The organism is Pseudomonas laurylsulfativorans (assembly GCF_002906155.1).
Lineage (GTDB): Bacteria > Pseudomonadota > Gammaproteobacteria > Pseudomonadales > Pseudomonadaceae > Aquipseudomonas > Aquipseudomonas laurylsulfativorans.
Genome location: NZ_MUJK01000001.1, coordinates 927563 through 944893, shown reverse-complemented (window position 1 = coordinate 944893; position 17331 = coordinate 927563). Strand labels below are relative to the sequence as shown.

Sequence of the window (17331 nt, the reverse complement as noted above, 5' to 3'; positions counted from 1 at the left end):
GAGCGAGCCTGCTCGCGAATACGTCACTAATGCCAATACAGAACGCAGGTCAGACAGCCCTTCTAGCCCCGCATCATTTCAACGCCGGATCCCCCATGTTCATTTTCTTCCAGCCTTGCAACAGCACTTGCGCCTTGGGTTCGTGCCCGTTGTCCAGGTAGTACTGCATCAACGACAAGCGGGCATTGCGGTTGGCCGGTTGCACCTTCAACAGGCGCTCCAGTTCCTCGCACGCCTCATCAATTTTTCCACTGTCATGCAGAGCCACCGCCAGCACATAGCCGAACTGCCCGCTCTGCGGTTCCAGTTGCGCGGCCTTGCGCAGGTACGGCATGGCTTGAGCCGCCTGGCCCGCACGAATCAGCGCCAGTCCCTGGGTGTGTTGCAGCAGGCCTGAGTCGGGATGATCCTTGAGGCTTTGCGCGAGCAGGGCATGGCCTTCCTGACTGCGACCGTTGGCCTCCAGCCACTGCACCAGGGTGACCAGCGCCGGGTAGAAGTCCGGATCGCGCTGCAGGGCCGTGCGCAGCAATCCTTCGACTTCAGCATTGCGCCCGCTGGCCTGATACAGCATCGCCAGGTTGAGGTTCGCTTCGGCGCGTTCGAGCAGGTTTTTCTGGACCGTCTCGTATTCGGCGATGGCGCTATTCCAGCTGTCCTGAGCCGTGCCCAGGCCGGTGCGCGCCACACTGAGCAAGTCCCTGGCGGCGGCGATGCGCACGGCTCTCACTGGGTCATTCAACAAGGGGGTCAGCAGCGGAGCACGCTCCGGTGGCGGCAGGAATGCACTGATCGCGCGGATGGCGCTCTCACGGACTTGCGGCGCCGGGTTGTTGAGGTCCTTGGTCGCGAGTTTCAACGCCTGTTCGCTCGGGTACGCCGGCAGCTCGGCCAGCAGCGTCGCCCGTTGAATCGCTGGCAGATTGCTGCGTTGCAGTTGCTCGAACAAGGCCTCGGCAGCACCGGCCTGACCGTTGCGAATCAGCCACAGGCTTTCGTCGTAGCGAGGGGCCTGGAGCGCGCTGGCGTTGGCGCTGTTCCACAGTTTGAACTGTTCGGTGACCTTGTCGCCGGCTTTGCCCTGGTGACAGGTCAGGCAAGCGTCCGGCGTCCCCAGCTTTTTCGCCCGCTCGGGGTTGGGGATGCTGAAGCTGTGGTCATGCCGGAAGTCGTTGCCCATGTAGAACTTGCCGGGCATGTGGCAATCCACGCACTGCGAACCCGGCTGGCCCATGGTGTGGCGAGTGTGTTCGATGGAATCGTAGTTTTTCGCTTGCAGGCCCTTGCCGTCGACACCTTCCACGGTGGTTTTGCCGGCGGTGTTGTGGCATTGCAGGCAGACGCCGTTGCCTGGCGCTTTCAACTGCGTGCTGTGGGGGTTGTGGCAATTGCTGCAACGCACGCCCTTGTCGAACATTTTGCTCTGGGCAAAGGAGCCGTGTTCGAACACTTCGTCCTTGATCTTGCCATCCAGCGCGTACAGCTCGCGGGTCAGGACACTCGGCAGGTAGTCGTCCATCAGGCGCTTGCCGACCGTAAAACCGTCGTCCAGCGGTGCGCGGCGCGAGTGGCAGCGGGCGCAGGTCTCGATTTCACCGGTGGCGTTCTTGTCCTTGAGGTCGACGGCAAAGCCGGCATGGATCAGGTCGGTTTTCTTTGCCGTCCATTCCAGGTGATTGGATGCCGGACCGTGGCAGGCCTGACAGCCGACACCGAGGCTGTTCCAGTGGCTGTCGAAGGTGTTTTTTGCCGCATCGAAATTGCGTTTGAAACCGGTGGTGTGGCACTCGACGCACATGAAGTTGGCGTTCTGGCTCGGTTTGCTCCAGTGCAGCGGGTTCTTGAAGTTCACACCCTGGCCCGGATACAGGTGAAACCAGCGGTGCTTCTCGGTATCCCAGGCGATGCCAAGGGCTTGCAAGCGGCCTTCGCCGACCTCGATCAGGTATTGCTGCAAGGGGGCGATGCCAAAGGCATAGGCCACCTTGAAGTCGGCGTTCTTGCCGTCGATGCCCGGGGTATTGACCCAGAATTCGTCGCCTTTGCGCGAGAACACGGTGGTCTCTTTTTCAGCCTTGAAGGTGACATTGTTGAAGTCGCCGAGCAGGGTGTCGGCGTTGGCTGGCTGCATCGCCAATTGGTGATGGGAGCCTTGCCAGTCCTTGACCTGTTCGCCGTGGCAACCCTGGCATTGTTGCTCGTCGACCATTTTCGCCGGCGCGACAGCGACCGGTTGCGGCTTGGCCGGTTCAACCACAGGGGCGCTGACAGGGACAGGCTTGAGCGGCGTGGGTGTGCTGCTCAGCAAAAACCAGCCAATACCCGCCACAGCGAGCAGCAAGATGCCGATGGTGACAGGGAACAGATAACGGTTGATCAGGGTCGGTTGCGAATCAGGGTTTGGGGTTGCAGCTTTATTTTTATGTTTCGGCATTACGACTTCCATGGTCCAGGTGCGATTGCCTTGCGGCGCGCGTTGAAGCTCGGTGCAGCTTTGCCGGATGGCCGGTTTGTGTCAAATGGCAAATGCTGTGTTCGACACCGAACTTTGTGGGAGCGAGCCTGCTCGCGAAGGCGGCCGCCAGGGCGCTGCATCACTCCCCGACAAACCACCGGTAATACGGATTCCCCGCATCCCCGCGCATCACCTCGCGAATATCCCTGGCCCAGGCATCACGGTCGCCATCGTACGCATGCAGGCTGGCCCGATAGAACTGCATCAGGCGTTGCTGGTGGACGCTCATGCGCTCGGTGAACCCGACATCGGCATTGAGCAGGGCGGGCGGCTGATACAGGTCCAGCAGGGCCGGGAGCACACGACTGATCTCTTTTGAGCGAACCCAGGGTGCGTACTCGATGCGCGGTTGATCGTCAGTCACCGGTTGCGCGTCGGCGGCGAAGCGTTCCAGCCCTGCACGGTCAGTCACCCAGGTGGCGAGCAATGCTGTGGCCGAACCAACCCCCACATCCTGCAAGGTGCTGCGAACACTGTCCTGCTGGAAGCGCGTGTTGATCTTCGCCGCATCCAGCTCGATCGGCTCCATCGAACCTACCAGCAGCATCTCGTGGAACTCGCTGGTCCACAGGGTCGCGTAAGGGAACACGTCCAGGAAGCTGCGTACCAGTGAGCGCGAGTCGTCGATGTTCTGCGTCGGCAGCGGCAGCCATTGGGCGACCAGGCCCTGTTTCTGCAAGCGGCTGGCGGCCAGTTGATAAAAGTCCCGGGAATACAGGTTGACCACGCCGGCAGCGGAGGGCGGTGGCGGTTCGAGGGTAATCAGGTCATAGCGCTGCGGATTGCGCAGCAGTTCCTGGCGGCCATCGCGCAGCCGGACATCGACACCGGGATCGGAGCCGGCGTTGAAGTTGCCCTTGAACAATGGCGCCGCCTTGACCACCGAAGGCAGCAGTTCGGCGACCACGCGGTGTTCCAGGCCGGGGTAGCGGGTCAGGGCGCCAGCGGTGATGCCGGTTCCGAAACCGATCACCAGCGCCGAGCGCGGCTCACCGTTGTGGATCAACAGGGGCAGCAACGCCTGAATTCGCATGTAGCGCAGGGACGGCATGGCATCGCCGGTATTGGACACGCCTTGAATGTACAGGCGCTGGAACGCTCTTTCGCCCTTGCCCTGGGAGACCACGGCGACGGTGCCGCCACGGCCTTCTTCGTAGAACGTCAGTGTGCCATTGCGCGCCCCCGGCAGCAGGTTGGCGAGCTTGTTGATCGGGGTGAACAGGGCGAGTGCCAGCGACACCAGGCCGATGGCAACCACCACCTGGCGCCGGCCTTTCCTCACGCCATGGCCCTTGCGCACGGCGAGGTAGGCAATCCCGGCGGCGATTATCGCCAGCAGACCCAGGGTCCGTACCAGGCCCAGCATCGGGATCAGGACAAAGCCGCAGAGCATCACGCCGATAATCCCGCCAAGGGTATTGAATGCGACGACTTCGCCGACGTTGCGCCCTACCTGTTCGCCGCCGACGCTCAAGCGCAGGGCCAATGGAAATGCCGCGCCCAGCAGCAGGGTCGGTACAAACACGATGCTCAAGGCGGCCACGGCAAATCGTGTGCTCATGCCTGCCAGTTCACTGCCGCCCCATGCCAGTACCCAGGATTCGGCCATTGACTGGGCGAGTACCAGCCAGCGTCCCAGCAAGGCGATTTCCAGCAATGCAACCATCCCGGCCCCGGCGATCAACAGGCCGAACACACCCCAGGGATCACGCAGGCGATCGACCCGACGGGCCAGCAGCATGCTGCCCAGAAACAACCCGGTGAGGTAGGTCGCCAGCACCACGGCGAAGGCATAGGTACGGGTACTCATGAACTGCACGATCGATTGCGACCACACCACTTCGTAGCCCAGGGCCACACCGCCGGCGATGGAGTACAGCCACAGGGCCAGGCGCTCGGGGGCTTTTTCACTGTGATGTTTCACTGGGGCATCGACGGGTGCCACGCGCTGGCGCTGGAACCACAACGCCCCCGCGGCGGCCAGCAGGTTGAGCATGGCGGCGGCCAGCGCGCTGCCGCGCACACCGAGGGTGGCAATCAGCAGAAATGCGGCGAGCAGGGTGCCGGCGATGGCCCCGGCAGTGTTCGCCGCATAAAGCTGTCCGCCGGCCTTGCCCAGGTGCTGTGGGTCGCTGGCCAATGAACGAACCAGCACTGGCAACGTACCGCCCATCAACAGCGCGGGAATGCCCACCAGCGCGAATGGCAGTACCCAGGCCAGCAGGCCCACATGTTCTTCCAGCCAGGCAAACGGGCTGGCCGCCAGGCTCATGGCGAAGGTCGCACCGACGCCGAGCACGGCCACCAACACTTCCAGCCCCGCGTACAAGAGCACCGGTTGCTGCATCCGGTCCGCCCAGCGCCCGAACAGCAAGCCGCCCAGGGCCAGCCCGGCGAAGAACGCACTGATTCCGGTGGTGATGGCGTAGACCTCGACACCCACCACCAGCGACAGTTGCTTGATCCACAGCACCTGATACACCAGCGCCGCGGCACCGGAGACGAACAGTAACAGGGCGGGGATCAACAGCGCCGGGGAGGCGACATGGGAGGCAGGTATGGCCGACGACTTGCTGGCGACACGTGAGGTCATTGCGGATTGCCTTTGCAATTCAAAAAAACTGCGACTGTGCTGGCCTCATCGCGGGCAAGCCCGCTCCCACACTGGATCTTTGGTACGACAAAATCCCTGTGGGAGCGGGCTTGCCCGCGATAGGGCCGAAACGGTCCCAAGTCGAAAACAGTGCCGCTCGCCGGTGAAGACGAGCGGCGGTCAAGCGGTCTTATTTTGCAGTTTTCATTTTTTCTGCGATTTTCGCATCCACCGCTTCGCGGATCTGGTCGATGCTGAAGCTCGCCGGACGTTGGCTCGGCGGATAGTCGACAAAGGTCTGCAGGAATTTCGCGGATCTGCGGGTACCGTCGAAGATCAGGTAGTCGTTCTTGGTCAGCCAATCATAGTATTGGTCAGACACGACGTCGGCACGCTCGTACGGGTCCATGCGCAGGTTGAACATTTTTGGCACACGCAGGCAGACGAATGGTTCGCTCCACACCTGCAGGCCACCAGGCGCACGCTGCTCACAGAAGACGATTTTCCAATCGTTGAAGCGCATACCCACCAGAACACCGTCATCGTTGAAGTAGTAGAACTCGTTACGCGCACTCTTGTCGGTTTTACCGGTCAAGTAGTCCAGTTGGTTGAAACCGTCCAGATGCACCTTGAAGTTCTTGCCGCCAACGTCAGCCCCTTTTAGCAGGCGGTCCTTGATGTCGGTATCGCCAACTGCGGCCAGCAATGTCGGGAACCAGTCCAGCCCGGAGAACATCTGGGTAGACACCTCACCTGGCTTGACCTTGCCTGGCCAGCGAATCATCGCCGGAACCCGGTAAGCGCCCTCCCAGTTGGAGTTTTTCTCGTTGCGGAACGGAGTAGTCGCCGCGTCCGGCCAGGACCATTGGTTCGGGCCGTTGTCGGTGGTGTAGACCACGATCGTGTTGTCGGTGAGCTTCAGGTCATCCAGCGTTTTCAGCAACTTGCCCACGTCGCCGTCATGCTCGATCATGCCGTCGGCATATTCGTTGCCGATCATGCCGCTTTGACCTTGCATGGATTCACGCACGTGAGTGAAAGCATGCATGCGGGTGGTGTTCATCCAGACGAAGAACGGTTTGTCCGCCTTGGCCTGCTTCTCGATAAACGCCTGAGCGGCCGCGGTGGTTTCGTCGTCAATGGTTTCCATGCGTTTTTTGGTCAGGGCGCCGGTGTCCTCGATCTTGCCGTCGGCAAAACTGTGGATCACGCCACGCGGAGAGGCTGCCTTGACGAAATCGGCATCATCCTTGGGCCAGTAGGGACGCTCTGGTTCCTCTTCGGCATTGAGGTGGTAAAGGTTACCGAAGAACTCGTCGAAGCCGTGGTTGGTGGGCAGATACTCGTCTTTGTCCCCCAGGTGGTTCTTGCCAAATTGACCCGTTGCATAGCCTTGGGCCTTCAGCGCCTGGGCAATGGTCACGTCCCTTGCCTGCAGCCCGACCGGCACGCCAGGCATGCCCACTTTGGACAGGCCGGTTCGCAGCGGCGTCTGGCCAGTGATGAACGAAGACCGTCCTGCAGTGCAGCTGTTCTCCGCATAGTAATCGGTGAACATCATGCCTTCTTTGGCAATCCGGTCGATGTTCGGAGTCTTGTACCCGACCACGCCCATGGAGTAGGCGCTGATGTTGGTCTGGCCGATATCGTCGCCGAAGATCACGAGAATGTTTGGCTTTTCAGCGGCCCCGGCGGCTGCCGAAAACGCCATGACTGTAGTCGCCACCAGGGCGAGTTTCGGTATCCACTTGCGTATGCGAGTCATCTGACTGGCTCCTTATGCTCACTTGCGTCGCGTACTGCGACAAACGTTTATTGCGGTCCTGCGTTACGTCTTTTTATTGCGCTTGCTCAGGTGTGGCGGCATCGAACGGATAGATTCGACGCCATTCGGACGCCATGTCGACGACCGTCCAGCCACGTTTGTTTGCTTCATCCAGGGCCTTGTCGAGACGACCGATCTGCGACTGTCGGTCGTAAGCCCATTCGCGTTTGGCGTCGGTGTGGTGCACCAGGCCCATGAAGCGTTTGCCGGGACCGGCGGCGGTCCACTGGAGCATTTGCAAGTCGCCGTCGGAATTGCCGAAGGCGAGGATTGGCCGGCGTCCGATCACCGCGTCGATGCTGACCGGTTTGCCCGGGCCATCGTCGTTGTGGGCCAGTTTCGGCGTGCGCAGGATCGACGCCTTGCCGTCCTTGTAATCAAAGGTGGTCACGAAGGTCGTGCCGATAACCTGCTCGGGCGGGATGCCATAGACCTTCTCGGCGAAGGCGCGCATGAACCCGGTGTCACCGCCGGACACGATGTAGGTCTTGAAGTCCTGGCCGCGCAGGTAGTCGAGCATTTCCAGCATCGGCTGGAAGATCATCTCGGTGTACGGCTTGCCGGTTTTCGGATGGCGGGCCTGGCTCAGCCAGGTCTTGGCGTAGTCCTCGAAGGCTTCGGTGCTCATGCCGGAGTGGGTCGCAGCGACGATTTTCAGCAGGCCTTCCATGCCGGTGGCGGCCAGGGCCTTGTGATCGTTTTCCAGCACCGCCTGGAACGGCTGGGTGGTTTTCCATTCCGGGTGCTGCGGCGCGGTGCGCTTGACCTCTTCGAGAGCAAACAGCAACTCGAAGTACATCGGCTGCTCGCTCCACAAGGTGCCGTCGTTATCGAACACGGCAATGCGGTCTTCGGGTTTGACGAAGTCCTTACTGCTCTGGTCGGTGACGGCCTGTACGAACTCGATGATCTGCTTCTTCGACGGGCCATCGTTCCAGGAGGGCAGTGGCTCGGCCGCCTGCACCAGCAACGGCAGGCTCAAGGCCAGGGTCAGCAGGAAACCGAATGCGCGATGATGGCGTAGCGATATCGAATTCGTCATGGGAAGTCCTTCTCGTGAACGGGGTTGAGCGGATGAAGTGCAGAGGAGACTGATTCTCTGTTGCTCGCGGCCTGACTATGCAGCGTAGACAAGGATTCCCCGATTTGACGCAGTGCCTGATCTTTTGTCGGCTCGCGGCCGTAACAGGCGCGCAGGAACGTTTGCAGGCGTGGGCTGAGGTTCGTCAGCTTCAGGCCGTGGCGGCTGCGCCGGGTCCACAGGTACAAGGCGCTGAGTTGTGCCGGTTTGCCCTCGATTTGCGTCGGGATCTGCCGCCACGCGTAGTCGGCGGACTCAAGCCAGGCGGCGTGTCGGGCGCGGCGTCGGGCCTGCCAATTGAGGTGCGCGCGATGCACGAGCGGGCGACTGAACCAGCCCAGTACCACCACCGCCAATACCAGTGCCAATAGTCCGAACCAGTGCCCGGAAAGGTGCAGGCGATTCTGCTGGCCGAGTCTTTTCAGGTCCTCGGTGATGGAAAACACCGGCTTGTAGGCGCTATTGGCCGCCGCGTCGAAGGTCACGGCAGGCACCGTGGTCGTGCGGGTTTTCTGGCTGCTGGCATCCCACCATTTCAGTTCGACGGCTGGCAGGCTGTAGTGGCCTTCCTGGTTGATGCGGTAGGTCACGCTGTCGATGCGCTGGCCGCCATTGAAGTTGCCGCGACCGTCATCCAGATTGCGGATCTGCGGCGCTTTCGGGTATCGGCTCAGGCCTTTGATGTCGTCCAGCGTCGGTGTCGGCAGTGACATGGCCAGGGCACCGTCGGCCTGCAAGGTCAGTTCCCGGGTGATGCTGTCACCGACCTTCAATGGCGTGGACGAATTGACGGTCTGCTGGGTAAACCGCAGTCCTTGAGCCACCAGTACCGTTTCACCGGGCTGGAACCCGGGTGGTTGCGCGGCGTTGAAATGCAAAGGCTGGCTCTGGGCGCTGAGTTCGTGGCTGGCCTGACCCGGTGTGGCTTGTACCGTCAGTGCCGGAATGTCGAAGCCCTGGGCCAGGTTCGGGGTGATCAGGTAGCTGTAGCGCATGCCGCTGAAGGATTGGCCGTCGAAGGTCTGGTTGATGTGTTCGGCATGGCCGTCCGGTGGCATCACCAATGCGCCGGGCAGTTTCAGGTCGGGCAGGGTGGGGGCGCTGGTGAACCAGGAGTCGGTGAAGATATCGAGTTGCAACTCGACCAGGCTGCCGACCATGACGGGGTCGGCGGGTTGCAGGGTGGCCTGGACTTTCAGTTGAGGGTCGGCGGCGAAGGTGTTGAGGCTGATCAGGCCGATGAGCAGGGCGCCGAGTGTTGTGGTGAGTGGTCGGGCCCTTTCGCGAGCAAGCCCGCTCCCACACTGGATTTGTGTGAGCCACAGATCCCCTGTAGGAGCTGGCTTGCCGGCGATGGCGGCGACTCGGTCTTGAAGACAGCTCATGGCTTGGCCCCCGCCTGATCCTGCAAGCTGAACTTCTGTTTGAGAAACTTCGCTGGCGATGTGGTCAGGTTCTGCAACCACTGCTCATCCGATGCCGCTTGCTGGGTTTCCACCTTTTTGCTTTCGCCTTTACCAGGCGCCTTGTCCATCTTGATTTCGTCGGGCTTGACCTCCGGCGCGTTCTTCTCGGCGCTTTCGGTGTCTTTCTCCAGGGCGATAGCCAAGGCCAGGTTGGCCGTGGCTTCGGGGAACTGCGGTTGCAACTTCAGCGCCTGCTGATAGGCCGCGATGGCCTGGTCGAACTTAAACCGGCGCACGTAGATGTTGCCCAGGTAGAAATAGGCCTGCGGTGTGTCCAGGCGCGCGAAACTGGCCAGCGCCAAGTCGAAATCGGCCGCGTTGTAGGCAGCCACGCCTTTCCAGTAGGGGTCGACAAACAGGGCCGCCGCTTGAGGAAAGTGCTGATGCTCGAAGGCCCAGCGGCCTTGCTGGTCGCGGGTAAAGAAGGCATCGGTCAGTGCGTTGGCCTGTGCCGGTGCCGGTTGCAGGCCCAAGCCTGCCGCCAGCAGCAGTCCAGCCATCCAGTTCACACTCCAGCCCCGGCGTACGCTGAAGAAGGCGATCAACAGCAGCGGCCAGCACAGCCAGTACCCGGCGTCTTTCCAGTGCAATTCGCGCTGCTCGTCACTGGCTGACTGGAAGTGTTGCTCGGCGTGCAGTTCGATCCAGTCCAGATCGTCATCGTTGAGGGTCAGGCTGCCCAGCGGGGCATCCAGCGTTGATGCGAGCTGCTTGAGGGCATCCTGATCGAAACTGCCCATTTGCGGGCGACCGTTGCTGTCGGTGCGCGGCTGACCACTGGCATCTCGAATGATCCCGCCGTCTGTGCTGCCAGCCGCCAATACCAGCACTTGCAGCGCACTGTCGGCCAGTTGTTTGTCCAGCCCGGCCAGTGCCGAGGTGTCGGCGCCATCGGTGATCAGCAGCAGGGTGCCGGGTGTTTTTTCGGCGGCGAGCAGGCGCTTGGCCTGAACGATGACCGCGCTGACATTTTTCCCCGGTTTGCTGATCAGGTCGGTGCTCAGGGCCTGGATGAAGGTGTCGAGCAGCGCCGGGTCGTCAGTGGCGGGCAATACCAGGTGCGCGCTGCCGGCGTAGGCAATCAAGGCGTTGCGCGAACCGGCACGGCGCTGGATAAGGTCGTGGAGCTTGTGTTTGACCGCTTCCAGGCGACTGGGCGGAACATCGCCGGCGTCCATGGACGGCGACAGGTCGACGGCAATGATCAGCGGCGCACGGTTTTCCAGAAAGTCCGGGCGGTCCTGTTCCCAGGTCGGCCCGGCGGCGGCGACGGCACCCAGTACCAGCAGCGCGCACACCAGGTGCACCGGACGCAGGCGTTGCTGGTCTTGCGGAGTGATCAGCAAGTGCGGCAGCAGATGCGCGGCGATATTGCTGCGCAAGCGCCGTTGCAGGTCCTGATTGCGTCGCCACAGCAACGGCAGTAACGCACCGAAGATCGCGACGAGTAGCCACAGGGGACGCAGGAAATGGAAATCGCTGAGGTTGATGTCCATTTCAGGCCTCCTGCCGTTGGCGCGCGAGCATCAGGCGTGGAAGCAACAGGGCGCCCAGGTGATAAATCGCCAGCAGGGCAATGGCAGCGCCCAGCGGCCACCAGAACAGGTCGCGTTTGGGCTGGTGGCTGAGGGTTTTGACCTCATGCGGGGTGAGCTTGTCCAGGGTGCTGTAGACCTGATCCAGGGCGCTGCGGTCCTCGGCGCGGAAGGAGCGTCCACCCGTGGCTTGGGCGATGTCCTGCAAGCCTTGCAGGTTGACCTTGGCTTCGCCTTCGGCATTCGGGTCGCCAATGCCGATGGTGTGAATCACCACGCCTTTGGCCGCGGCCATGGAGGCAGCGTGGTCCGGAGTGATGGCGCTGCTGGTGTCGTTGCCGTCGGTGAGCAGGATCAGCACTTTCTCCTGTTCGTGGGCCTGATCCAGCAGTTTCAGGCTCAAGCCGATGGCGTCGCCGATGGCGGTGTTGGGGCCGGCCATGCCGATGCCGGTGTCGTCCAGCAACAGCGACAGGCTGGCGTGATCGAGGGTCAACGGCGCCTGCGGATAAGCCCCGGTGCCGAACACGATCAGTCCGATTCGATCTTCTTTACGCTTGTCGATGAACCCGTGTACCACTTCCTTGACCGCAGCCAGGCGATTGATTTTCTGGCCGTTGGCGTCGGTGAAATCGGTGGTTTCCATCGACTGGGAAATGTCGATGGCGAGCATCAGGTCGCGCACCGGTTGCTGGTGTTCAATGGGTTTTTCCACGAACACCGGCCGGCTCGCCGCCGCCAGCAACAGCGTCCAGACCAGCAGGTTCAGGAGTAGTTGCCAGCGGTTGCTGCGGGTGCCGGCCTGGCTCGGGGCCTGGCCGACAGCGCGGCTCATCGCCCCAAAAAACGGTACACGCACCGCGCTGCGCGCTTCGCGGTAATCGGGCAGGTAGCGATAGCCGAACCACGGCAGCGGCAGCAGGATCAGCAGCCAGGGGTAATCAAGCTGCCACATGATGACACTCCACCCAGGTTTTGCAGGTGCTGAACAGGCGCTGGCGCTGGTCAGGGGGCAGGGCCCGCAATGTTGCGTCGGGGGCGTAGGCCAGCAGCGAGAGCTGTTGGCTGAAGTCGGCGGGTAGCGGCTGTTTACTGTGCTGCTGCAAAAATGCCTGCCAGTCCGCATTTCCTAACGCCGCCGGCCCCTGTAGGCGCTGGCTTGCCAGCGATGGCGGTTTGCCGGCCGATATCAATGTTGAATGTGAAGGCCTTATCGCTGGCAAGCCAGCTCCTACAGGGTTTGTGTGTTGTCGGGAGGGCATGGAAAGGGCCACGCGTTTGAGCAGCTCGGGCAGTTCGCGCAACGCGCTCAGGTCATTGCTGCGCTGCTGCAATTCCTCCAGACGTACCAACGCCTCACGCCGATAACGATCGCGCCGCCATTGCCAGTATCGCCGTGCGCCTGTTACCACCAGTGCGATGATCAAAAGAGCCAGCAACGCCCACCAGCCCCAGGTTTGCGGCGCATAACTGACAGGCACCGGCAATGGCATTTCCTTGAGTTGATCGATGCTCGGGATGTTGGGGTTCATCGACGCCCTCCGATGAGCTTGCCCAGTTCGGCGCGCAGTTGTTCGTGGGCCTGCGTGGCAGTGCTGAACATCATCAGCGGCACCTGGCTGCGGCGCAGTAATGTCGCGACGTCCTTGAGCCGGCCGCTGAGAAAATCACCGAGTGGCTGATGCACCTGGCGTCGTTCCACCGCCAGCTCCACTTGCAATTGCCCTTGGGTGATCAGTACACGGCCGTTTTTCGGCAGGTTGAGCGCCAACGGGTCATAGACCTGCATGGCAATCACGTCGTTGTGTGCCGCCAGCTGCCGCATCAATTGCAAGGTGCGCTCGCCGGCTCCGGCGAAGTCGCTGACGATACAGATCAAGTGATCGTGACCCGCCACGGCCAGGCAGTGTTGCAATACCTTGTCGAGTTGGTCTTCGCCTTCGGCGTCCGGGTTAGCGGCATTGAGCGCCTGGTTCTGCTGGGCGATGCGGCTGCACAGCGCTTCGATGCGTTTGCGGCTGCGCAGCGGGGCGATGCTGTCGATACGTTGATCGTTGAACACCAGTCCACCGACGCGGTCGCCGGCGTTGAATACCATCCACGCCGCCAGGGCACCGAGTTCGGCGGCTACGGCGGATTTGAAGCTGCGTTGCGAGCCAAAGAACATCGACATGCGCTGGTCAACGAGGATCAGCGCCGGGCGGTCGCGCTCCTCGGTGAATGTGCGTACCACCGGCTTGCCGGTGCGCAGGGACGCGCGCCAGTCGAGGTGGCGCAAATCGTCCCCCGGTTGATAGCGGCGAAGCTCATCGAAATTCAAGCCACGGCCACGCAAACGCGAAGCGTGGTTACCGGCCAGGATGCTGCCCTGGGGCTGACGCGCCAGAAAACTCAGGTCACGGGCCTTGAACTCCAGGGCCATCAGTTGCGCCAGAGAGACATACACCAGGCCATTGATGTTCACGCGGGAATCGCCACTTTATCAAGCAGACGGTCGAGCACCTGATCGGCGCTCACGCCATCGGCCACCGCGTCGTAGCTCAATTGCAGACGATGGCGCAGCACCGGGTGCACCACGGCGCGGACATTGTCCGGCGAAACGAAATCCTGGCCCTGCAACCAGGCGTCGGCCCGCGCGCAGCGGTCCAGACCGATACCGCCGCGGGGGCTGGCACCGAGGCTGATCCAGCGGCCGAGATCGGCGTCGTAGTCGGCTGGGTGGCGGGTGGCGTTGATCAGGTCGATCAGGTAACGGTCGATGGCCGGGGAAACGTGCACAGTGCTGACTTCACGGCGCGCGGCGAACACCACGTCCTGGGATAAAGAGAAGCCTTGCACGGCAGCGGTCTTCGCACCGAGTGCCTGTTCTTCTTCGCGCAACAGGCGCAGCACCTGGCTTTCGTTTTCCGCGCTCGGGTAATCGAGCAACACTTTCATCAGGAAACGGTCCATCTGCGCTTCCGGCAGCGGATAGGTGCCTTCCTGTTCGATCGGGTTCTGGGTCGCGACCACGATGAACAACTCGGGCAATGCGTGGCTATTGCCGGCCACGGTGATCTGGCGTTCCTCCATGGCTTCGAGCAGCGCCGCCTGAACCTTGGCCGGTGCGCGGTTGATTTCGTCGGCGAGGATCAGGTTGCCGAACAGCGGGCCGGGCTGGAAACGGATTTCGTTCTTGCCTTCGACCTGATGCAGCACCTCGGCGCCGGTGATGTCCGACGGCAGCAAGTCCGGGGTGAACTGGATGCGGCTCATCTTCGCGTCCAGGTGTTTTGCCAGTGCCTTGACCGTGCGGGTCTTGGCCAGGCCGGGCAAGCTTTCCAGAAGCAAATGCCCGTTGGCCAGCAAACCGACGAGTATCTGCCGGATCACCTGATCCTGCCCGAGCACCGCTTCGGCGATGCTGGCTTGCAGGGCATTGAGGTCGTTGAGTGCGCTCATGCGGTCTCCTAGAAAAACGCCAGGGTCATGTTGACGCTGATTCCATTGCCTTCAGGGCGGTTCTTGGTGTCGAACTCCGGCACCCAGCGTGCATTGAAGTTGGCCTGGGCGTCGGCGAACTTGCCGGTCCAGCCCACTGTCGGGCCAGCACCCACAGAGCGACCGCGGAAGCCGCTGGTGGCGCCGGACCCAGAGTCATCGGTGATTTGCTGGATGTAACCGGCTGCGATACCGGCGTTCCAGCCGTTGCCAAAGCCGTGGGTCCACAGCGCATCGAGGGTGTAGATGTTGCCGTTGCGATAATCGGTGGCGTCGTTCTCGGTGTAGAACTCCAGGCCGCTCGACAGCGTGAATTCGCCGCCCTTGCCGTCCAGATGAGTGAATGCCACGGTCGGCATGAAGGTGTAATCGTTCTGCCCGGGGTTGGCCAGGCGATCGTCGTTGTAGGCACCGGTGGGCAAGTAGATCGGCAGCGAGAACGAGAGGTGGTTGAGTTCGTCGAAGTGGTAGCCGGCGGCAATTGGCGTCACCAGCATGTCGGCGAACTGGGTGCCCGTGTCCGAGGTGCCCAGGGTTCTGCCGCGAGGGCCGGTGATACTCGCGGTGATGTCGGTGTACTGCACCGGCACACCGATGGCCGAAGCGTAATTCCAGCGACCCTTGCCGGTGTCCCAGACATGGGTGAAGTTGGCCATGGTGTAGGAGACTTTCATGTCCAGCCCGGTACTCAGGGCACCCACGATCGGAACCTGGGCGGCGCCCTTGAGATCGCCGTCATACCAGATGCTGGTCAGGGACATGACCCAACCCGGCTCCGGGGGCACGATCCCGGCATTGGAGAATACTTGCTGGCCGGTAATCGGCCGTCCGACACCACCCTCGGCGGCCAGTACCAACGGGCTAACGCTGACCATGCACAGCGCCAACAGGGGGCGCACTACGAAAGGCCTGATCATGTGACTGACTCCGCTCATTGTTGTGGGGTAACGGGTGTCAGCAGCGGCATTTTCCATTCGCCGTTGGTGACTTCCGGTTTGGGCAAATACAGGCGCAATACGCCGTAGAACGGACCGTTTGGTGCCGGCAGCCAGTTACTTTGCAAGTCTTTGGCTGGGGCCTTGTGCTGCATATACAGGGTCAACCCGCCGTCGGTATCGAGCTTGAGATCAGGCAGCATGCGCGAGTTGATCAGATAGCGATTGAGCGGGTTGGCCACCAGCAGCTTGTTCTTGCCGTCGTACAGGGTCAGAGACCAGAACGCATCGGCCGGGGGCAGGGCACCCTTGTCGAAATGCAGGGTGTAGTCGCTTTTCGAGGCATCGACCGGTTTGCCGTCCTTGTCGACGAAATAACCGATGTAGTCCGCCTCTTCGGCTGAGTTGCCGAAAATCCCCATGTTGGCGCCGGCATAGCGGTACAGGTAATTGCCCTTGAGGTGGTCGCGGGTGCCGAAGAAATCACCGCTGGTGACCTCGTGGGTATCGACTTTGGTTTTCTTGAACTCGGCAAATTCAGCCTTGGCATCGCTGATGCCGTCCTCCAGCGGTTTGCGCTGCTCGGCGCTGAGTGAGTCCACGTTGAAAGGCTTGCCGGCCTCGACTCCGATTTTGGCGAAGCGCGCCAACAGGTCTTTTTCCGCGTCCTGGGTCGGGGCAAACGACAACATGAAATTCAGGTAACGGAACAGGTCCGGGGTTTCGCTCATGGTCGGCGTGGGTTTTGGCCAGTCGATCTTCGCTGCGGCAGCCGGCGCTTTCTGTTTGACGTAATGGCTCAGGGTTTCAACCTTGTAACCCTTCTGGATCTGCTTGACGTTGGCCAGGTCCTTTTCATCAAACAACTGCGTGCGGTACAGCGCATAGGCGATGTTGCTTTCACTGCGCAGCAGGCGATCGATGTTCTGCGGCTGCTGACCTTGCCAGCCTGGCCCGGCGATCATGAAATGCCCGCCATTGTTGCCAGTGCTGCGGGTGCCCAGGTAAGCAAAGTTTTGCGTATAGGCGTCGATCAGTTGCACCGAGTAATAACGATGCTCTTCGATGGGTGGCAGAGTCAGTACCAGTGGCTCGGCGCGCAGATCCATCCAGACAAAGGAGTAGGGCGTGTCGGCGTTCGGTGTGACAAACGCAGTGTCTTTGGCGGTGAAGGCCTTGGCGGTGTTGCCGATCTGGTTGAACGGCGCCTTGAAGTTCGGGCTCTTCTTGTCCACGGCCTGGGTGTAGAGCGTCTTGTACATCTCCACCACCGGGAAGCCGTACAGGTAAGCCTCCTTGGCAATGGCCCGGGCTTCTTCCGGGCTGGCGGTGAAGTCGGCCCAGGCGCTGGTACTGAGGGCGATCAGGCTGAAACCGGCTGCGCGAAAGGCAACGTTCATGGAAAAGTCCTTATGGCCTGAGCTGGCAGTGCGGCGGTAGCTCGGCGAATACATTGAGAATGTTGCGGGCACTCAATCTGGAGGGAATGGAGCGCGGAAAAGGAGGGTGTGCCAGTCGGATACTCGGCGGCGGGCGACAGGTTTGACGGGGTGTCGTGGTGTGTTCGGGTATAAAAGTCAGGCGCACGCAGAGTCGCCAAAAACAAGGCGTGCATCTCCATTCTTTTCAACATGATTCCCCCGGTTCCCTGGTGGCTCATTGGCTACTCGGCACTTTTGTCAGGCCGTTACTGCGTAATCCCTTTCCGATCAAGCCTGTAGGACGCGTCAGATGAAGTTAGCATCAAACCATGAGTTAGCCAGTCGAATGAATTAATTCTTTCGTTTTGTGTGCAGGTTCTCGATATTTTCGTGTACTAAAAAGTTAATACGGATCAGTAGGTTGCCGGCTGAAGCTGCTGTACGGTGCGAACATGCAGCGCAGGCTGGCGCAACTCGGAT

Annotated in this window: 12 protein-coding genes; all 12 read right to left on the bottom strand. The window is 61.4% G+C overall.

Going from position 1 to position 17331, the window contains the following annotated elements; all coding sequences use genetic code 11:
* Window positions 1-73: 73 nt before the first annotated feature.
* A complete protein-coding gene (locus B0D71_RS04145; protein ID WP_103393605.1) occupies window positions 74-2434 on the bottom strand; it encodes a tetratricopeptide repeat protein in 2361 nt (786 codons plus the stop codon).
* 160 nt (window positions 2435-2594) lie between these two features.
* Window positions 2595-5108: a fused MFS/spermidine synthase gene (locus B0D71_RS04140; RefSeq protein WP_103393604.1), complete on the bottom strand. Its 2514-nt coding sequence runs from the start codon at window positions 5106-5108 to the stop codon at window positions 2595-2597.
* Between the two features lie 190 nt (window positions 5109-5298).
* Window positions 5299-6873 (bottom strand): arylsulfatase, encoded by a 1575-nt coding sequence (locus B0D71_RS04135; protein ID WP_103393603.1) that lies wholly within the window; start codon window positions 6871-6873, stop codon window positions 5299-5301.
* A 73-nt stretch (window positions 6874-6946) separates the two neighbouring features.
* Window positions 6947-7975, bottom strand: a complete 1029-nt coding sequence (locus B0D71_RS04130; protein WP_103393602.1) for an HAD family hydrolase — start codon at window positions 7973-7975, stop codon at window positions 6947-6949.
* Window positions 7972-9399 (bottom strand): BatD family protein, encoded by a 1428-nt coding sequence (locus B0D71_RS04125; protein WP_103393601.1) that lies wholly within the window; start codon window positions 9397-9399, stop codon window positions 7972-7974. Before B0D71_RS04125 ends, B0D71_RS04130 begins: the two co-directional genes overlap by 4 nt.
* Window positions 9396-10976, bottom strand: a complete 1581-nt coding sequence (locus B0D71_RS04120) for a VWA domain-containing protein (RefSeq protein WP_103393600.1) — start codon at window positions 10974-10976, stop codon at window positions 9396-9398. The genes B0D71_RS04125 and B0D71_RS04120 overlap by 4 nt, the downstream gene beginning before the upstream one ends.
* A 1-nt stretch (window position 10977) precedes the next feature.
* Window positions 10978-11970 (bottom strand): vWA domain-containing protein, encoded by a 993-nt coding sequence (locus B0D71_RS04115; RefSeq protein WP_103393599.1) that lies wholly within the window; start codon window positions 11968-11970, stop codon window positions 10978-10980.
* The gene (locus tag B0D71_RS04110) at window positions 11957-12547 is read right to left on the bottom strand and encodes a DUF4381 domain-containing protein (RefSeq protein WP_103393598.1); all 591 of its coding nucleotides are present in this window, start codon (window positions 12545-12547) and stop codon (window positions 11957-11959) included. The genes B0D71_RS04115 and B0D71_RS04110 overlap by 14 nt, the downstream gene beginning before the upstream one ends.
* Entirely contained in the window at window positions 12544-13479 is a 936-nt protein-coding gene (locus B0D71_RS04105; protein ID WP_103393597.1) for a DUF58 domain-containing protein, read from the bottom strand. Before B0D71_RS04105 ends, B0D71_RS04110 begins: the two co-directional genes overlap by 4 nt.
* Window positions 13476-14456: an AAA family ATPase gene (locus B0D71_RS04100; RefSeq protein WP_103393596.1), complete on the bottom strand. Its 981-nt coding sequence runs from the start codon at window positions 14454-14456 to the stop codon at window positions 13476-13478. The genes B0D71_RS04105 and B0D71_RS04100 overlap by 4 nt, the downstream gene beginning before the upstream one ends.
* 8 nt (window positions 14457-14464) lie before the next feature.
* Complete coding sequence (locus tag B0D71_RS04095; protein ID WP_103393595.1) at window positions 14465-15412, bottom strand: SphA family protein; 948 nt, start codon at window positions 15410-15412, stop codon at window positions 14465-14467.
* Window positions 15413-15426: 14 nt separating this feature from the next.
* Window positions 15427-16830: a DUF1254 domain-containing protein gene (locus B0D71_RS04090; RefSeq protein ID WP_103393594.1), complete on the bottom strand. Its 1404-nt coding sequence runs from the start codon at window positions 16828-16830 to the stop codon at window positions 15427-15429.
* Between the last annotated feature and the right edge of the window lie 501 nt (window positions 16831-17331).

Bases quoted from the DNA above. Each gene is read 5' to 3' on its own strand.
- B0D71_RS04145 (WP_103393605.1), bottom strand. From the start codon at position 2,434: ATGCCGAAACATAAAAATAAAGCTGCAACCCCAAACCCTGATTCGCAA.
- B0D71_RS04140 (WP_103393604.1), bottom strand. From the start codon at position 5,108: ATGACCTCACGTGTCGCCAGCAAGTCGTCGGCCATACCTGCCTCCCAT.
- B0D71_RS04135 (WP_103393603.1), bottom strand. From the start codon at position 6,873: ATGACTCGCATACGCAAGTGGATACCGAAACTCGCCCTGGTGGCGACT.
- B0D71_RS04130 (WP_103393602.1), bottom strand. From the start codon at position 7,975: ATGACGAATTCGATATCGCTACGCCATCATCGCGCATTCGGTTTCCTG.
- B0D71_RS04125 (WP_103393601.1), bottom strand. From the start codon at position 9,399: ATGAGCTGTCTTCAAGACCGAGTCGCCGCCATCGCCGGCAAGCCAGCT.
- B0D71_RS04120 (WP_103393600.1), bottom strand. From the start codon at position 10,976: ATGGACATCAACCTCAGCGATTTCCATTTCCTGCGTCCCCTGTGGCTA.
- B0D71_RS04115 (WP_103393599.1), bottom strand. From the start codon at position 11,970: ATGTGGCAGCTTGATTACCCCTGGCTGCTGATCCTGCTGCCGCTGCCG.
- B0D71_RS04110 (WP_103393598.1), bottom strand. From the start codon at position 12,547: ATGAACCCCAACATCCCGAGCATCGATCAACTCAAGGAAATGCCATTG.
- B0D71_RS04100 (WP_103393596.1), bottom strand. From the start codon at position 14,456: ATGAGCGCACTCAACGACCTCAATGCCCTGCAAGCCAGCATCGCCGAA.
- B0D71_RS04095 (WP_103393595.1), bottom strand. From the start codon at position 15,412: ATGATCAGGCCTTTCGTAGTGCGCCCCCTGTTGGCGCTGTGCATGGTC.
- B0D71_RS04090 (WP_103393594.1), bottom strand. From the start codon at position 16,830: ATGAACGTTGCCTTTCGCGCAGCCGGTTTCAGCCTGATCGCCCTCAGT.